Below are 14,453 nucleotides of genomic sequence, written 5' to 3'. Positions count from 1 at the left end.
GGACCCCCGTCCGCCCCGGTCCGCGCCCCCCACGTACGTCACCCCCACCGGAGGATTTCCCCGTGAGCGTCACCGTCCGCATCCCCACCATCCTGCGCACCTACACCGGCGGCCGGGCCGAGGTGAGCGCCGAGGGCGCGACCCTCGCCGAGGTCATCGCCGACCTGGAGAAGAACCACACCGGCATCGCCGCCCGCGTCCTGGACGACCAGGGCAAGCTGCGCCGCTTCGTCAACGTCTACGTCAACGACGACGACGTCCGCTTCGAGCAGGGCCTGGAGACGGCCACCCCCGACGGGGCGGGCGTGTCCATCATCCCGGCGGTCGCCGGCGGCTGACCGGGGCCCGCCGGCCCCCGGTGACGGCGGTCGCCCGGCGCCCCTCCCGCAGCCCCCTCCGCGAGAGAAGCGGAGGGGGCAATTCCATGTGATTGAGCGCGGTACAGTTGGGGAACGCGATGCCGATCTTCCGGTGCGGAACCCCGGATTCCTGCCGCTCGCCCGACAAGATGTAGCCAAAATGTGGGCGCCTTTTGCGGCTTTCGTGCCTTATGTGCAGCCCGACTTGCCCCGCATTCTGCCGAATTCACGCCACATTCCGGACCGCGCGCGTCCGGAATTCTCGTCCGATTGACCTGTTGCAGACGGCAGTGGGACAGATACATTCGGCCGCGGTCGACGCGTTCCGGCGCACGCCCCCAGTCGTTGGGGGGTGAGGTCTGACCCGGATCCGCGAAGTGTGGATCTGTGCAAGGGCCAGTAATAGGGGAGTTAGGCATGGCTCAGGGCACCGTCAAGTGGTTCAACGCGGAGAAGGGGTACGGCTTCATCGCGGTCGACGGTGGTGCGGATGTTTTCGTCCACTACAGCGCGATCCAGATGGACGGCTACCGCACCCTGGAAGAGGGCCAGCGGGTCGAGTTCGAGATCTCGCAGGGCCAGAAGGGCCCGCAGGCCGACATGGTCCGCGTCTCTGCCTGAACGCGCGGCCGACCGCAAGCGAACGGTCTTCTCCGCAGGGCCCGCACCCGTCACGGGTGCGGGCCCTGCGTCATGTCCGTCCGCCGTGTCCCGCCACCGCGCCCGCCATCGCGCTCGGCACCCCGCCCGCCGTGTCCCGGCACCATGCCCGCCACCGCGCCCGGACCGGTGTGCGCCTGTTCGCGCGCGGCTGAGTGCCCCGCCGCTCCCCCGAAGGCGCTTGCACTCGCCATGCCCGAGTGCTAATCATTGGCGTTAGCACTCTGAAGGTGAGAGTGACAGCGAAGGACCGGGTCGGTGAGGCCCGCAGGCCGGGTGGGGCAAGGAACCACGAGGCCGGCGAGCCGTCCGTCGCGGGCGCGGGCGCGGTCCGAAGGAATCACCCCCAGTCCTGGAGGGACCACTTCACATGGCCAAGATCATCGCGTTCGACGAGGAGGCGCGGCGCGGCCTCGAGCGCGGCATGAACCAGCTCGCGGACGCCGTCAAGGTGACGCTCGGCCCCAAGGGCCGCAACGTCGTCCTCGAGAAGAAGTGGGGCGCGCCCACGATCACCAACGACGGTGTCTCCATCGCCAAGGAGATCGAGCTCGAGGACCCGTACGAGAAGATCGGCGCCGAGCTGGTCAAGGAAGTCGCCAAGAAGACGGACGACGTCGCCGGTGACGGTACGACCACCGCGACCGTTCTCGCCCAGGCGCTGGTCCGCGAGGGCCTGCGCAACGTCGCCGCCGGCGCCAACCCGATGGCTCTGAAGCGCGGTATCGAGAAGGCCGTCGAGGCCGTCTCCGCCGCCCTGCTGGAGCAGGCGAAGGACGTCGAGACCAAGGAGCAGATCGCCTCCACGGCCTCCATCTCCGCCGCCGACACCCAGATCGGCGAGCTCATCGCCGAGGCCATGGACAAGGTCGGCAAGGAAGGCGTCATCACCGTCGAGGAGTCCCAGACCTTCGGTCTGGAGCTGGAGCTCACCGAGGGTATGCGCTTCGACAAGGGCTACATCTCGGCGTACTTCGCCACCGACATGGAGCGTATGGAGGCCGTCCTCGACGACCCGTACATCCTGATCGCCAACTCCAAGATCTCCGCGGTCAAGGACCTGCTCCCGCTCCTGGAGAAGGTCATGCAGTCGGGCAAGCCGCTGCTGATCATCGCCGAGGACGTCGAGGGCGAGGCCCTGTCGACCCTGGTCGTCAACAAGATCCGCGGCACCTTCAAGTCCGTCGCCGTCAAGGCCCCGGGCTTCGGCGACCGCCGCAAGGCCATGCTCGGCGACATCGCCATCCTCACGGGCGGCGAGGTCATCTCCGAGGAGGTCGGCCTCAAGCTGGAGAACGCCACCCTCGACCTGCTGGGCAAGGCCCGCAAGGTGGTCATCACCAAGGACGAGACCACCATCGTCGACGGTGCCGGCTCCGCGGAGCAGGTCCAGGGCCGCGTGAACCAGATCCGCGCCGAGATCGAGAACAGCGACTCCGACTACGACCGCGAGAAGCTCCAGGAGCGCCTGGCCAAGCTCGCGGGCGGCGTGGCCGTCATCAAGGCCGGTGCCGCCACCGAGGTCGAGCTCAAGGAGCGCAAGCACCGCATCGAGGACGCCGTCCGCAACGCGAAGGCGGCCGTCGAGGAGGGCATCGTCGCCGGTGGTGGCGTGGCCCTGCTCCAGGCCTCCCAGGTGTTCGAGAAGCTGGAGCTGGAGGGCGACGAGGCCACCGGTGCCGCCGCCGTCAAGCTGGCGCTCGAGGCCCCGCTGAAGCAGATCGCCGTCAACGCCGGCCTCGAGGGCGGCGTCGTGGTGGAGAAGGTGCGCAACCTGACCCCGGGTCACGGCCTGAACGCCGCGACCGGCGAGTACGTCGACCTGGTCAAGGAAGGCATCATCGACCCGGCGAAGGTGACCCGTTCCGCGCTGCAGAACGCCGCCTCCATCGCCGCGCTGTTCCTCACCACCGAGGCCGTCATCGCCGACAAGCCGGAGAAGGCCGCTGCCCCGGCCGGCGGCGGCATGCCGGGCGGTGACATGGACTTCTGATCCTTCCGAGGATCGGTTCCGTCCTTTCGTACCGAGGGCGGCACCCCCTGGAGACAGGGGGTGCCGCCCTCGGGCGCGTCCGGGGCCCGGCCCGATCGGCGACGAGGAGGCCCGGGGCCTGTGCGGCCCCGGGCGTGCCGGGGATCACAGGGGGCGGGGAGGTGCGGGCGGAATCCGGCCGGGGGGAGCGCCGGTTGACGTGGGAGTGCGTTCTATGCGTGCGCACATATCTACCAGCACCACCCGGTACCACCGGTACCGCTTCGAGGAGTCCCACGTGACCGTCAACGCCTCCGAAGCCGCCTCCCGCGCGGCCGACATCCTCTCCCGTCCGGCCGTCATCAACGGGCTGACCGTCCCGAACCGCATCGCGATGGCGCCGATGACCCGCGAATTTTCCCCGGGCGGCGTCCCCGGCGAGGACGTCGTCTCGTACTACGGCCGCCGCGCCGCCGCCGGTGTCGGCCTGATCGTCACCGAGGGCACCTACGTCGGCCACCCCTCCGCCGGGCAGAGCGACCGCGTGCCGCGCTTCCACGGCGAGGAGCAGCTCGCGGGCTGGGCGAAGGTCGCCGAGGCGGTGCACGCGGCGGGCGGCACGATCGTGCCGCAGCTGTGGCACATCGGCATGGTCCGCCGCCAGGGCGAGCCGCCCTTCCCCGAGGCCCCGGCCATCGGCCCCTCCGGCCTGCGCATCGGTGAGAGCGAGCCGACCGGAAAGGCGATGACCCAGCAGGACGTGGACGACGTCATCGGCGCGTTCGTCGAGGCCGCCGTCGCCGCCGAGCGGATCGGCTTCGACGGCGTGGAGATCCACGGCGCCCACGGTTACCTTGTCGACCAGTTCCTGTGGGCGGCCACCAACCGCCGCACCGACGCCTACGGCGGCGACCCGGTCGCCCGCACCAAGTTCGCGGCGGAGATCGTGGCCGCGGTGCGCGAGGCGGTGTCCCCGGACTTCCCGGTGATCTTCCGCTACTCCCAGTGGAAGATGGACGCCTACGACGCCCGCCTCGCCGAGACCCCCGAGGAGCTGGAGGCCATCCTCACCCCGCTCGCGGCGGCCGGTGTGGACGCCTTCCACGCCTCCACCCGCCGCTACTGGGTCCCCGAGTTCGACGACTCGGACCTGAACCTCGCGGGCTGGACGAAGAAGCTCACCGGCAAGCCCGCCATCTCCGTCGGCTCGGTCGGCCTGGACGGCGGCGACTTCCTCAAGGCGTTCCAGGGCGAGAGCGCCGCGGTGGGCAGCCTCGACGGCCTGCTGGACCGCCTGGAGCGCGACGAGTTCGACCTGGTCGCGATCGGCCGCGCCCTGCTCCAGGACCCGCTCTGGGCCCAGAAGGTCCTCGCGGGCCGCTTCGACGAGCTGGCGCCGTACGACCCGGCGTCGCTGCGGACGCTGAGCTGACGCGTCACCGCGCCACCGTCTGACGCCCGCCCGTCGTGCGGGCGCCTTCTCCCCGCGCCGCCGGGACGGCGCGGCGCGGATCCCGGCCGCGCGGGCGCGGACCGTGGGAGCGGGCGGGGCGTACCGGGGTGAGTGGGGGCGGACTCACCCCGGCACGCGCCGCACCGGCCGCCGCCACGCGCTCGCGGCCCCGGCGCGGGTGGCCCCCGCCCGCCGGAGGCGGTCGAGGGCCGCGCCGAGGGCGCACTGCCCGTACGGAAACCGCTTGGCCGGCGTCTTCACGGAGACGTCGGCGCTCTCGGGGAACCGGTCCGGAGGGCGGGTCGGGGCCCGCCGCCCGTTCCTCGAAGAGAGGTATCGGGTCCCGGTTCCCGAAGCTCAGGCCGCCCCGTCCTTGAGGTTCGTGACGAACGCGGCCCGGGCGGCGGCCCGGAACACGAGCTTCGGACCGTGGGGGTTCTTGGAGTCACGGACGGGGATGGCGGTGGCGAAGTCCCGGGTGGCTTCCGGACAGTCGCTGCCGCCTTGGCTGTAGCTCGACTTGGGCCAGGTGGCCGTGGCCGGGTCGTACTCAGGGCTGTTCCTCATGCGCGTGATCCCGGGCCGGCGTTTCGATCAGGGCCGGGGACTTCTCCCGCGGGAGTGCGGAGGCGACGAGGAGCTCGCACCCGAACCTCTGTCGGGCGACCGTGGCCGGGTCGTCTTCCAGGCGTCCGGTGCCGACCCCCTCGCAGTGGACCGGGGGAGGCGCGTCCTGGAACCCCATCGGCTTCAGGGCGCCCTGCATCGCCGGACGCGCTCCCGCAACGAGCGGCAGTACCCGGACGACGGCCCGGTTCCTCCTGGCTCAGCCCCGTCTTCTCCCGCGCGTGGCGCAGTTCGGCGCCGAGCGGGGCGCGGGGGACGACGAGGGGCCGGGGCCCTTGGGTCCGGGCATGGCAGGCGGCTCCCGATCGCACGGCACGGGTTGTCGGGGCGCTCCGTATGGCCAGGTCGGAGGCGGGGCAGACACGCTGTGTGGTGATGTGTGAACCCAGCGTGGAGGTGGAGGAAAGGTGCGGTCGACCGAAGATGTCGTGGAGTTGCTGCGCAAGGCCCTCGCGGGCGTCGGCGTGGTACTGCCGTCGCTGGGGGTGGATCCGGTGACCGGTGCGGGCGACGAGCCGTTCGCCCTGGTGGACCTGGGGCGCTGCAACGTGCGTACGGCCGAGCGGCTGGCGTCGGTGCTGCGCGGGGAGCGGCCGGCGGTCGGCACGCCGGTGGTGGACGTGCGGGACGGGCGGCTGGGGGAGGTGGTGGAGCACCTCGGGGAGGCGGTGCGGTTGCGGCCCGTGGCCGGGGGCGGGGCGTGGGAGTGCCCGGTGGAGTCGGTGGGGGACGCGGCGCCGGAGGAGGTGCTGCGGGCGCGGCTGCGGTGGGCGAACCGGCAGAGCGCGGGGGCGTGACGCGGCCGTACCGCCGATCGGCGTGTATACGCGGACGTATACTGCGGGGGTGTCCGATGCCATGATCCGAGTGCCCGCCGAGGTGCGTGACCGGCTGGCGGTCATCGCCGAGTCGCGCGGAATGTCGATCCGGTCCCTGGTCCGGGAGTTCGCGGAGTCCACGCTGACCGAGGAGGAGCGCCGGGAGCGGGCCGAGCGCACCCGTGCCTATCTCGCCGAGCACTTCGGCGTCGAGGTGACGGACGAGGAGAGCGCGGCGATGGGCCGCAGGCTGCGGGAGGCGTTCGCCCGGCAGCAGGGCACGGCCGCGTGATCCTGCACCACCTCGTCCTCGACGCTCCGGCCCTGCTGGCGCTGACGGGGAACCGGCAGGTGTCGGCGCTGGTCCACCGGGCCCACTTCGAGCCGGACACCCGGCTGTGGGCGCCGGTGCTGTCGGTCCTGGAAGCGGACCGGGAGCGTTCGGGGGTCGCGGAACACGTCGGGCAGCTGGAGGTGATCCATACCGTGGACCTGGACTACCCGGCCGCGCTGGCCGTCGCCCGGATGGGGCGTGACGGGGTGCCGCCGGGGATCGCCGCCGCGATCCACGCCGCGGGGCATCTGCCCGAGTGGGGCGCGGACGCGCTCGTCGCCACGGTCGAACCGGGGGCGTACGACGGGCGGGGCGTGGCCTTCCTCGACCTCGACCGCTGACCCGGTCGGCGTCACCCGGTGGCGTTGCCCGGCAAGCCGCGCCGGGCGAGCGCGTGACGGGTGTCACACCGGCCCGTGTCACATTCCGCCGGGCCATTCCGTCCTAGAGGCGTAGCGCCACCGAGAACGACACAGACGCCCGAGGAAACGGCAGAGGAGTCCGGAATGGAAGCCCGCTTGAACGTCTTCGCCAACCCGACCGCGCGCACCTTCCTGAAGCACATCGTCACGGCGGGCCACGCGCTCAAGGACGCCGGTGTGCCGAGCGCGACGCTGGAGCTGGTCAACATCCGCGTGAGCCAGATCAACGGATGCGCCGTCTGCCTGGACATGCACACCAAGGACGCCGCCGCGGCCGGTGAGACCCCGGTGCGCCTCAACCTGGTCGCGGCGTGGCGGGAGGCCACGGTCTTCACCGAGGCCGAGCGCGCCGCGCTGGAACTGGCGGAGCACGGGGCCCGCCTCGCGGACGGCACCGGGGTCCCGGACGAGGTCTGGGCGAACGCCGCCAAGCACTACGACGAGGGGCAACTCGCCGCCCTGGTGGCCCAGATCGCCCTGATCAACACCTTCAACCGGCTGAACGTCATCACCCGGCAGCCCGCCGGCGACTACCGGCCCGGCCAGTACGCCACCTTCGCCTGACCGGACGGGGCCGGAGCGGGAGGGCGGGGGACCACCGACGAGCCGTGGCCGTACTGCGACGAGCCGCATGACAGCCGGGGGGCACCGGTGATCCGCTCACCGGACGACATCCGGCTCCTCCGCCGCAACCGCGAGGAAGCGGCCGAGCGGCTGCGCCGTGACCCCCGGGCATCCGAAGGGACCCCCGGGGCCTGGGGATCGAAAAGCGGATCAGGGCGGGCCGCCCGTGGTTCGACGGCCCGATTCCCCTCCTGCCCGTGGCCCGGCTGTACGCTCGCGACGTCCCCTTCCTCTGCCCGCCCTGACGGGGTGGCGTGTCCTCGTCGGGTGCTCCGGCGAGTCGCTCGGCGTGGATGCCGAGCAATGGTCTGAGCGCGAGTGTTTGCAGGGTTCCCGGAGTCTGTGGCAGGGACCGTGCCGCCGTCGGCTCCGTCCGACATGAGGGCCGGGTCGTGCGCTATATCCGGTAGCCAGGACGTGAGTTCGTGAAGCGCGTCCCCACGTCCTTGCGCAGCATTGCCGTGATCCGACGGCCGAGCGGGACGGGCAGCTGTTCTTCGCATGCGAGGCCGAGTCGTTCGGCCAGACTGCGGCAGTGCAGGTCGACGGCGGACTCGACCAGCAGGCAGAAGGTGTCCATGGCTGCCCGTCCTCTGCGGACACCGAGGATCAGAAGCACCGCCGCCACGGTGAGCGACGGCCACCACCACAATCCGAGCAGCAGGTAGAGGACGGCCCAGGCGACGAGCCGGGTGGCCGCGTCGTACGCCTGGCGTTCGGACCGCACCTCGTTCCGCTCGTCGACGGTCATGAGCAGCCAGAGCCTCGGCCAGACCGCGCCCAGGTCCAAGCCGTACGTCGTGTAAACCCGTTCGTCGGCGGCCCGGACACGGTCGGATATCCAGGTGGGGCGGTCCGGCTTCACGAGACAGACACGGTTCCGCTCGGCGATCAGCCGCGCGGCTTCCGGGACGGATGGCGCTGCTGGGTCGTTCTGTCGCGCGGCGCGCCTGACGGCCTCCCGGCGCCACGCCTCGCGCACCTCTCGGTCCAGAGCCTCCCAACGTGCCCGCCGCCGGGCCAGGAGGACGGCACCGAGTCGGTGAAGAGGCTTGCGCCATGGGCCACACCAGAGGTGGTCGACCAGCGTGCCCAGTGCCTGGACGAGCAGCGCAGCGGCGACCGCCGCCAACGCCACCGCGGCGGCGACCGCGAGGCCTTCGGCGACCGGGTGGTCCGTGGTGGTGGCCGCCCAGCCGTCCGCCCGGTGTACCGCGGCCAGTAAGTCGTACCAGTGGACGTGACCGAGCGAGGTGCCCGCGAAGACGGCCGCGAGGAAGATCAGCCCGGTGGGCAGCACGCCGGCGAGCCACCGGGTGGCCAGATTCTTGCCCAGTTCGGCCAGGACGCCGGTCACGTCGGATCCATGCTGCGCATCTGCCGGCTGTGCAGCCTGCATTCCCGCGGCACGTCCGGCGGATCGTCAGGCAGTACGCCGCGCGTGCACCGGCCGACGGGACATACCAAGGTGACCGGTCCCGTCGGCCGGCCGGGGGTGTCCGGCAAACCGCCGACACCGCGGGTGATGCCGTCCAAGCCGCCTGCGATGCCGGCGCGGCGCAGCGAGTTGTGCAGCGCTCGGCGGGCGGTCCGGGTGTCTCGCCCCTCCCTGAGCGCGTCGAGGGCGGCTTCTCCCTCGCGCCGGGCGTCGTCCGGGGCGGCTGCCAGAACGGCCCGAATCACGTCGAGTTCGCCGCACACGCGGGCAAGTACGCCCGGAAGCGATGTGTCGTCCTCGTCCCTGGACGGGGCCATACCGGACATCCGTTTCCCCCCGGGTGTCAAAGAACAGTGCTGTAATGGTAGTTGCGCAACCACGGGAGTGTCTCGCTGCGGCTCGGCCGTGTGCATGGGGGTGTACGTGGTGTTCGGCAGGCGATCACGGAGGCGGCGCAAGGGGCCGGGAGCCGATCACGGTGGGCCGGTGCTTCCCCCGACACTGGCGCTGTTGCTCGCGTCCGGTCAGGAAGCGGCGGCCGTGGGTCTCGCCGAGGATCTTCAGGCGCAGTTCGACCGTACGCACGATCCCGATGTGCTCGCCGCGGCGTTCGAGGCCAGCAAGGCCGTGCTGGTCGCCAACCCGTCTTCCCCGGTCGTGCGGGGCGGTGCCCTGATAGTTCTGGCCAAGTGCTACTGGTCGCAATACGAACGTTATGGCAAGGGCATCGAGCAAGCGGCCGACCTGTTCCGGCTGGCACTGGACGTCCTGCCCGAGGACCATCCGATGGTGCCCGCGTGCCGGGCCAACCTGGCGGGTGCGTTGAACACGATGTGGCGGGCCACGAACAGGCCCGCTGCCCTCGACGAGGCCCTCACGCACATCCGCCTGGCGCTGCGCGATACGGAACCGAGCGATCCGGTGCGTGCCTCGCGTCTCAACCAGCTCGGTACTCTCCTCAGGTCCAAGGCCGAGGCGTCCGGCGACCCGGCGGTACTGCGGGACTCGGTTCGCGCGTCGGAGGCAGCGTACGAGCACGCCCGGGACATCGGCCATGCCGAGAACTTGCGTACCGCTGCGTCGAACCTCGCCGCAGCACTGCGGTCACGCCCCGCGCGAACCGGTGCCGACAAGGTGAACGACCTCGTCAGGGCTGCCGAATTGGCACGCGGAGTGCTGGCGGGCACGGACGCGAGCGATCCCCTCTGGGCACGCTTCCAGTCCAACTTGAGCTACATCCTGCAGGATCTTTACGAAGCCCGGGGCGATGCCTCGGACTTGGCGGAAGCGGTCGATGCGTCACGCCGCGCGGTCCAGGCGACCCCCATGGACCACCCGAACCGCGTGGAACGACTCGCGTCCTACGCCGGCGTACTCCAGAGCCGGTTCGCAGTGGAGGCGCGGCGGGCCGGGCGGCCCCCGGCGAACCCGCGCGTCCCCGGGATTCTGGTTCGGCGAGGTGAACCCTTCCCGGGTGCCGACGAACTGATACGGGAGTTGATCGAAGCGGCCGAGCAAGTATGTGATGTGACGCCTCGCGGTCATCACCGGTACTCGGCCGGTCGCGCTCTGCTTGCCTGGGCCCGCTACGTCGGGCTGACCCTGTCGGCCCGCCCCCCTGCGGAGTCCGAGGAGGAGGCGGTCTGCGCGCTCCTCTTCGAGATCACCACCGACGTGGAGCAGCGACCGTCGACGCGGGTGGATGCGGCACGGAGGTGGGCCTACCTCAGGTTGAACCGGGCCCTGACGAACCCGGGGAGACACGCGCTCGCGCTCGGCGCCGAGGTGACGATCGCTTTCGACATGGCACTGCAACTGCTGCCCCAGGTCGTGGCCCGAAACCTTCGGCGGATCGATCGTGAGCAGGAACTGACGGCCTTCACCGGACTGGCGAGCGCCGCCGCCGCATGGTCGCTGCGGGGCTTCGTCGCCGAACCCGAACACGCGTTGGCTCAATTGGAGCAAGGCCGGAACGTATTGCTCGGGCAGATGCTCGAGGGCCGCGCCGACATCGCGGACCTCAGGGCACGTCATCCGGAGCTCGCCGACCGATACGAGGCACTGTCGAGCGCCCTCGACCGTCCGGACGTTCCCGGGGCTCCGGCGCCGCCCGGCGGTGACGCGACCGATCCGTCGTCGTGGGAAGCCCGGCACCGGCTGGCTGCCGACTGGGAGCGACTCATCGCGACCGTACGGAACCAGCCGGGCTTCGAGGACTTCCTGGCGTTTCCCGATCCCGGCCGGCTCATCGCCGAGGCCGCACCGCACGGTCCCGTCGTCTTCATGAATGCCGCTGTCCTCGGGTGCGACGCTTTGATCCTGCGGGAAGGACAGGTGCATACGGTCGCGCTGCCCTGCAGTTTCGAGGAACTGTGCGTCATTGCCCGTACCTTCTCCGACGACGTGCGTGACGCCACGAGGCACGGGGCGCCGTTCCTGCGGCAGGCACAGGCCCAGCAGAGGGTCGGGGGGGCTCTCACCTGGCTCTGGGACAAGGTGACGGGCCCCGTGCTCGACGCTCTCGGCTTCACGGGTGAGCAACCCGCGGAAGGTGCGCTGCCGCGGCTGTGGTGGGTGCCCACGGGGCCGTTCACCGTGCTGCCTCTGCACGCGGCGGGCCACTGCGGTGTCCCGGGGGCCAACGCCCTCGACCGTGTCGTGTCCTCGTACGCGGTCAGCCTGCGGGAACTGGCGCGCGCCCGATCCCGGCCGGCACCGCGCGAGCGCACCGTACTGACCGTCGCCCAGCCGAATTCGGCCGAGGGGAGGAATCTCGCCGCGGTCGCGGACGAACTGGCAGACGTACCGGCCGGCACACTGCTCACTGACGCCGAGGCCCGCCCCGACACGGTGCTCGCCGCCCTGCCCCGGCACACCTGGGCGCACTTCGCCTGCCACGCGGAGGGCCCCACCCAGGACAAACCCTATGGCTCGCTCGAACTGCACAATGCAGCCCTGACGACCGCGGACATCGCCGCGCTGCGCCTGAACCACGCCGGCCTCGCCTACCTGTCCGCATGCGTGGCCACCCGGGGGAAGGACAGCCTGTCCGACGAGGCACTGCACATGACGGGAGCGATGCAGACGGCGGGCTTCAGCCACGTCATCGGCACCCTCTGGCCGGCCGACGACGAGACCTGCCCCGCCGTCACACGCGACTTCTATGCCCGGCTCACCGCGGGACAAGGCGAGAAGCCCGCCGGAGACGCGTCGAACGCGGCACGGGCCTTGCACGCGGCGGTGCGGAGAGTACGCGCCGATTATCCGAAGACGCCGACTTACTGGGCGAATTACGTTCACTACGGGCCCTGACCGGTATGCGGCCCGATGCTCCGTGTCCGGCCCCGGATGGCCGGATTCCCTGCGGGTCAGGGTTGATTCCGCCGGTTATGCGGCAATTCATGAGGCCGATCGTCGTCCGACGTGGGCGTTCCCGCTCGTCGATCAGGTGCTTGTAGGCCCGCCGGATCGCGGTGGCCGGTCCGTCCGGCCGGCTATCACGGTCTTCCGCTCGACCGGCGCCCGCGGACCACGCACGTAGTCACGCGTCCGCCACCGCGGGGCCACCCTGGCGAACACCGACTCCGACTCCGCCTGCCGCCGCCCGGCCCCAGCCACCGCCCCCATACCCGGACAACAACCACCGGCTCGGGAAACGACATCTCATGGGCGTCCTAGCCCATCGGCTCCGCGTCCACGCGGTTCGCGCGGACCGGCGTCCCCCACGTCCGCACCACCTCGTAGTCCGTGAACTCGTGCACGAGGCGGTAGGCCGGGGCGGGGCGCGGTCCGCGCACCTGGGCGGCGATGTACAGCTCGGCCTCGCGCCGGTCGCGGCGCGGGGTGCCGCACAGCTGCCACGCCTGGCCGTTCCACGCCTCCGGCAGCCAGCGCTGCTGGGGCTGGGGGCGGTCGCCGCGCAGGCCGTAGCGGGAGGGGACCGGCTCGGCGGGGCGGGGCCGGGCGGGGCCGCCGCCGTACTCGGCGCGGCGGGCGGCGCGGCGGCGGGTCTCGCACAGCAGGCACAGGTCGGGGGCGGCGGTGTCGACCGGGCCGTTCGGATGCTCCGGGCAGCGGGTCGTCGGCGCGGCCGTCGTGACGCTCTCCTCCAGCAGGTCCAGCGCGCGTTTCAGGTCCGCCTTGACCTCGTGCAGCTTGGCGTCCGGGGTGTCGGCGGTGAGGGCCTCGCCGTGCTCACCGAGGAGACGCAGGGCGCGGCCCAGGGCGGTCAGCTGGGCGTGGTTCATGTCCCTCAGGGTCGCACACGGCACCGACAGGCACCCCCGCCGTGCCGCTCAGGCCGAAGCAGTACGTGGCCAGGAACCCGACCGCGTACCCGGTCAGCAGCCCGCCGCCGTACACCGCCGCCGCCACGGCCGGGCCCGCGTCGCCCGTCAGCAGCGGGAACAGGGCCCAGCCGGAGGGGCCGATCGCGGTCGCGCCCACCTCCGCGCCGCGCATCGCGAACGCGCCGACGAAGGCGCCGCCCGCCGCCCCGCCCACGCAGGCCGTGAGGAAGGGGCGGCCGAGGGGGAGGGAGACGCCGTAGATCAGCGGCTCGCCGACGCCGAGGAGCCCGGCGGGGAGCGCCGATCTGATCGTCGTGCGCAGGGAGGTGTCGTGGCGCAGGCGGACGTAGACCGCCGCCGCGGCGCCGACCTGGCCCGCGCCCGCCATCGCGAGCAGGGGCAGCAGCACGGTGTGGCCCTGCTGCTCGATGAGGGTGGCGTGCAGGGGGATGAGGGCCTGGTGCAGGCCCAGCATGACCAGGGGGAGGAAGAGGCCGCCGAGGAGCAGGCCGGCCAGGGCGCCGGTGTGGGTGAGCAGCCAGGTCGACGCCGTGCCGATCGCCGAGGCGACCTGGCCGGCCGCGTACATGAGGACGTACAGCGTGACCAGGCCGGAGACCAGGACGGCGAGGGTGGGGGTGAGGAGGACGTCCAGGGTGCCGGGGAGGCGGGCGCGGCACCACTTCTCCACGTACGTGCCCAGCAGCGCCGCCGCCAGCGCGCCCAGCACGCCGCCCTGGCCGGGGGTGAGCGCGGAGCCGAACACCGTCACCTTCGCCACGCCCGGGTAGACCACGACGGCCGCGACCGCGCCGCCCAGCACCGGGGTGCCGCCGAACTCCCTGGCCGTGTTGTGTCCGACGAACACCGCGATCAGCGCCATGAAGGCGGAGGCGAGGGCGGTCAGGGCGGGAGTGAGGGCGGGCAGCCAGCGCAGGTTCGCCAGGAGGCCGGCCGCGCCCGCGAGGATGCCGCAGCCGATCAGGGCGGGGATGAGGGGCACGAAGACGTTCGCGACGCGGCGCAGGGCCGCCTTGGCGGGGGTCGCGTTGCGCCGCTTCCGGCGCTCCCTCAACTCCGCGCCGCGCGCGGCCAGTTCCGCCGCGGTGGTGGTCCGCGCGAGCAGCCCCTGGAACTCCTGCGTCACCCGTGCCACGACCCCCGGCCCCAGCACGACCTGGTACGACTCCCCGTCCTCGACCACGCCGAGGACGGCGGGCAGCGCCCGCAGGGCCGCCTCGTCGACCCGGGCGCGGTCGGCCAGGACCAGGCGCAGGCGGGTCACGCAGTGGGCGACGGAGAGGACGTTGGCGGGGCCACCGACCAGGGGGAGGAGGGCGGTGGCGGTGGCGCGGGGGTCGGTGTGCACGAGACGAGCGTGCGGGGTGGTCCCGCGCGGCGGCGGGCGCGGCGCGCGGACGGCCGCCGGAGTCCTCCGGAAGGCGGCGGTCCGGCGT

Annotated in this window: 14 protein-coding genes and 2 pseudogenes; 9 read left to right on the top strand and 7 right to left on the bottom strand. The window is 72.1% G+C overall.

Translation table 11 applies throughout. The features are described from left to right. Window positions 1-62: 62 nt before the first annotated feature. From ACSU6Z_RS13180 to ACSU6Z_RS13165, 4 genes are all read left to right on the top strand, one after another. The gene (locus ACSU6Z_RS13180; protein ID WP_356862856.1) at window positions 63-338 is read left to right on the top strand and encodes a MoaD/ThiS family protein; all 276 of its coding nucleotides are present in this window, start codon (window positions 63-65) and stop codon (window positions 336-338) included. A gap of 438 nt (window positions 339-776) precedes the next feature. Beyond that, window positions 777-980, top strand: a complete 204-nt coding sequence (locus tag ACSU6Z_RS13175) for a cold-shock protein (RefSeq protein WP_010035953.1) — start codon at window positions 777-779, stop codon at window positions 978-980. 409 nt (window positions 981-1,389) lie between these two features. Next, entirely contained in the window at window positions 1,390-3,012 is a 1,623-nt protein-coding gene (gene groL, locus ACSU6Z_RS13170) for a chaperonin GroEL (protein ID WP_437018485.1), read from the top strand. Window positions 3,013-3,289: 277 nt separating this feature from the next. Then, a complete protein-coding gene (locus ACSU6Z_RS13165) occupies window positions 3,290-4,423 on the top strand; it encodes an NADH:flavin oxidoreductase (protein WP_437050293.1) in 1,134 nt (377 codons plus the stop codon). A 378-nt stretch (window positions 4,424-4,801) separates the two neighbouring features. On the opposite strand, the gene ACSU6Z_RS13160 is transcribed toward ACSU6Z_RS13165, so the two are convergent. Both ACSU6Z_RS13160 and ACSU6Z_RS13155 read right to left on the bottom strand, forming a co-directional pair. Then, on the bottom strand, window positions 4,802-5,011 hold the full coding sequence (locus ACSU6Z_RS13160; RefSeq protein WP_437045505.1) for a DUF397 domain-containing protein: 210 nt from the start codon (window positions 5,009-5,011) through the stop codon (window positions 4,802-4,804). Then, window positions 4,995-5,258, bottom strand: a pseudogene (locus ACSU6Z_RS13155) (Scr1 family TA system antitoxin-like transcriptional regulator); the annotation flags it as partial. The gene ACSU6Z_RS13160 and the pseudogene ACSU6Z_RS13155, both read right to left, overlap by 17 nt. A 220-nt stretch (window positions 5,259-5,478) precedes the next feature. On the opposite strand from ACSU6Z_RS13155, the gene ACSU6Z_RS13150 reads away from it, so the two are divergent. From ACSU6Z_RS13150 to ACSU6Z_RS13135, 4 genes are all read left to right on the top strand, one after another. Further along, window positions 5,479-5,868: a hypothetical protein gene (locus tag ACSU6Z_RS13150; RefSeq protein ID WP_437045503.1), complete on the top strand. Its 390-nt coding sequence runs from the start codon at window positions 5,479-5,481 to the stop codon at window positions 5,866-5,868. Window positions 5,869-5,917: 49 nt separating this feature from the next. Beyond that, entirely contained in the window at window positions 5,918-6,181 is a 264-nt protein-coding gene (locus tag ACSU6Z_RS13145; protein ID WP_437045501.1) for a hypothetical protein, read from the top strand. After that, entirely contained in the window at window positions 6,178-6,564 is a 387-nt protein-coding gene (locus tag ACSU6Z_RS13140; protein WP_437045499.1) for a hypothetical protein, read from the top strand. The genes ACSU6Z_RS13145 and ACSU6Z_RS13140 overlap by 4 nt, the downstream gene beginning before the upstream one ends. 165 nt (window positions 6,565-6,729) lie before the next feature. Next, on the top strand, window positions 6,730-7,209 hold the full coding sequence (locus ACSU6Z_RS13135) for a carboxymuconolactone decarboxylase family protein (RefSeq protein ID WP_437045497.1): 480 nt from the start codon (window positions 6,730-6,732) through the stop codon (window positions 7,207-7,209). 457 nt (window positions 7,210-7,666) lie between these two features. Here ACSU6Z_RS13135 and ACSU6Z_RS13130 read toward each other — a convergent pair whose 3' ends face one another. Next, entirely contained in the window at window positions 7,667-8,626 is a 960-nt protein-coding gene (locus ACSU6Z_RS13130; RefSeq protein WP_437045495.1) for a hypothetical protein, read from the bottom strand. Next, complete coding sequence (locus ACSU6Z_RS13125) at window positions 8,623-9,024, bottom strand: hypothetical protein (RefSeq protein WP_437045493.1); 402 nt, start codon at window positions 9,022-9,024, stop codon at window positions 8,623-8,625. The genes ACSU6Z_RS13130 and ACSU6Z_RS13125 overlap by 4 nt, the downstream gene beginning before the upstream one ends. A gap of 169 nt (window positions 9,025-9,193) precedes the next feature. Between ACSU6Z_RS13125 and ACSU6Z_RS13120 the strand changes: the two genes are divergently transcribed. Next, the gene (locus tag ACSU6Z_RS13120) at window positions 9,194-12,019 is read left to right on the top strand and encodes a CHAT domain-containing protein (RefSeq protein ID WP_437045492.1); all 2,826 of its coding nucleotides are present in this window, start codon (window positions 9,194-9,196) and stop codon (window positions 12,017-12,019) included. Between the two features lie 140 nt (window positions 12,020-12,159). Here ACSU6Z_RS13120 and ACSU6Z_RS13115 read toward each other — a convergent pair. From ACSU6Z_RS13115 to ACSU6Z_RS13105, 3 genes and pseudogenes are all read right to left on the bottom strand, one after another. After that, a pseudogene (locus ACSU6Z_RS13115) lies at window positions 12,160-12,334 on the bottom strand (IS701 family transposase); the annotation flags it as partial. A gap of 47 nt (window positions 12,335-12,381) precedes the next feature. Further along, on the bottom strand, window positions 12,382-12,954 hold the full coding sequence (locus ACSU6Z_RS13110; RefSeq protein WP_437045490.1) for a hypothetical protein: 573 nt from the start codon (window positions 12,952-12,954) through the stop codon (window positions 12,382-12,384). Then, window positions 12,902-14,365, bottom strand: a complete 1,464-nt coding sequence (locus tag ACSU6Z_RS13105) for a PTS transporter subunit EIIC (RefSeq protein WP_437045488.1) — start codon at window positions 14,363-14,365, stop codon at window positions 12,902-12,904. The genes ACSU6Z_RS13110 and ACSU6Z_RS13105 overlap by 53 nt, the downstream gene beginning before the upstream one ends. Window positions 14,366-14,453 lie beyond the last annotated feature (88 nt).

This window comes from Streptomyces sp. enrichment culture, assembly GCF_964273145.1.
In the GTDB taxonomy this organism is placed as follows: Bacteria; Actinomycetota; Actinomycetes; order Streptomycetales; family Streptomycetaceae; genus Streptomyces.
This window is presented reverse-complemented; position numbering and strand designations above follow the sequence as displayed.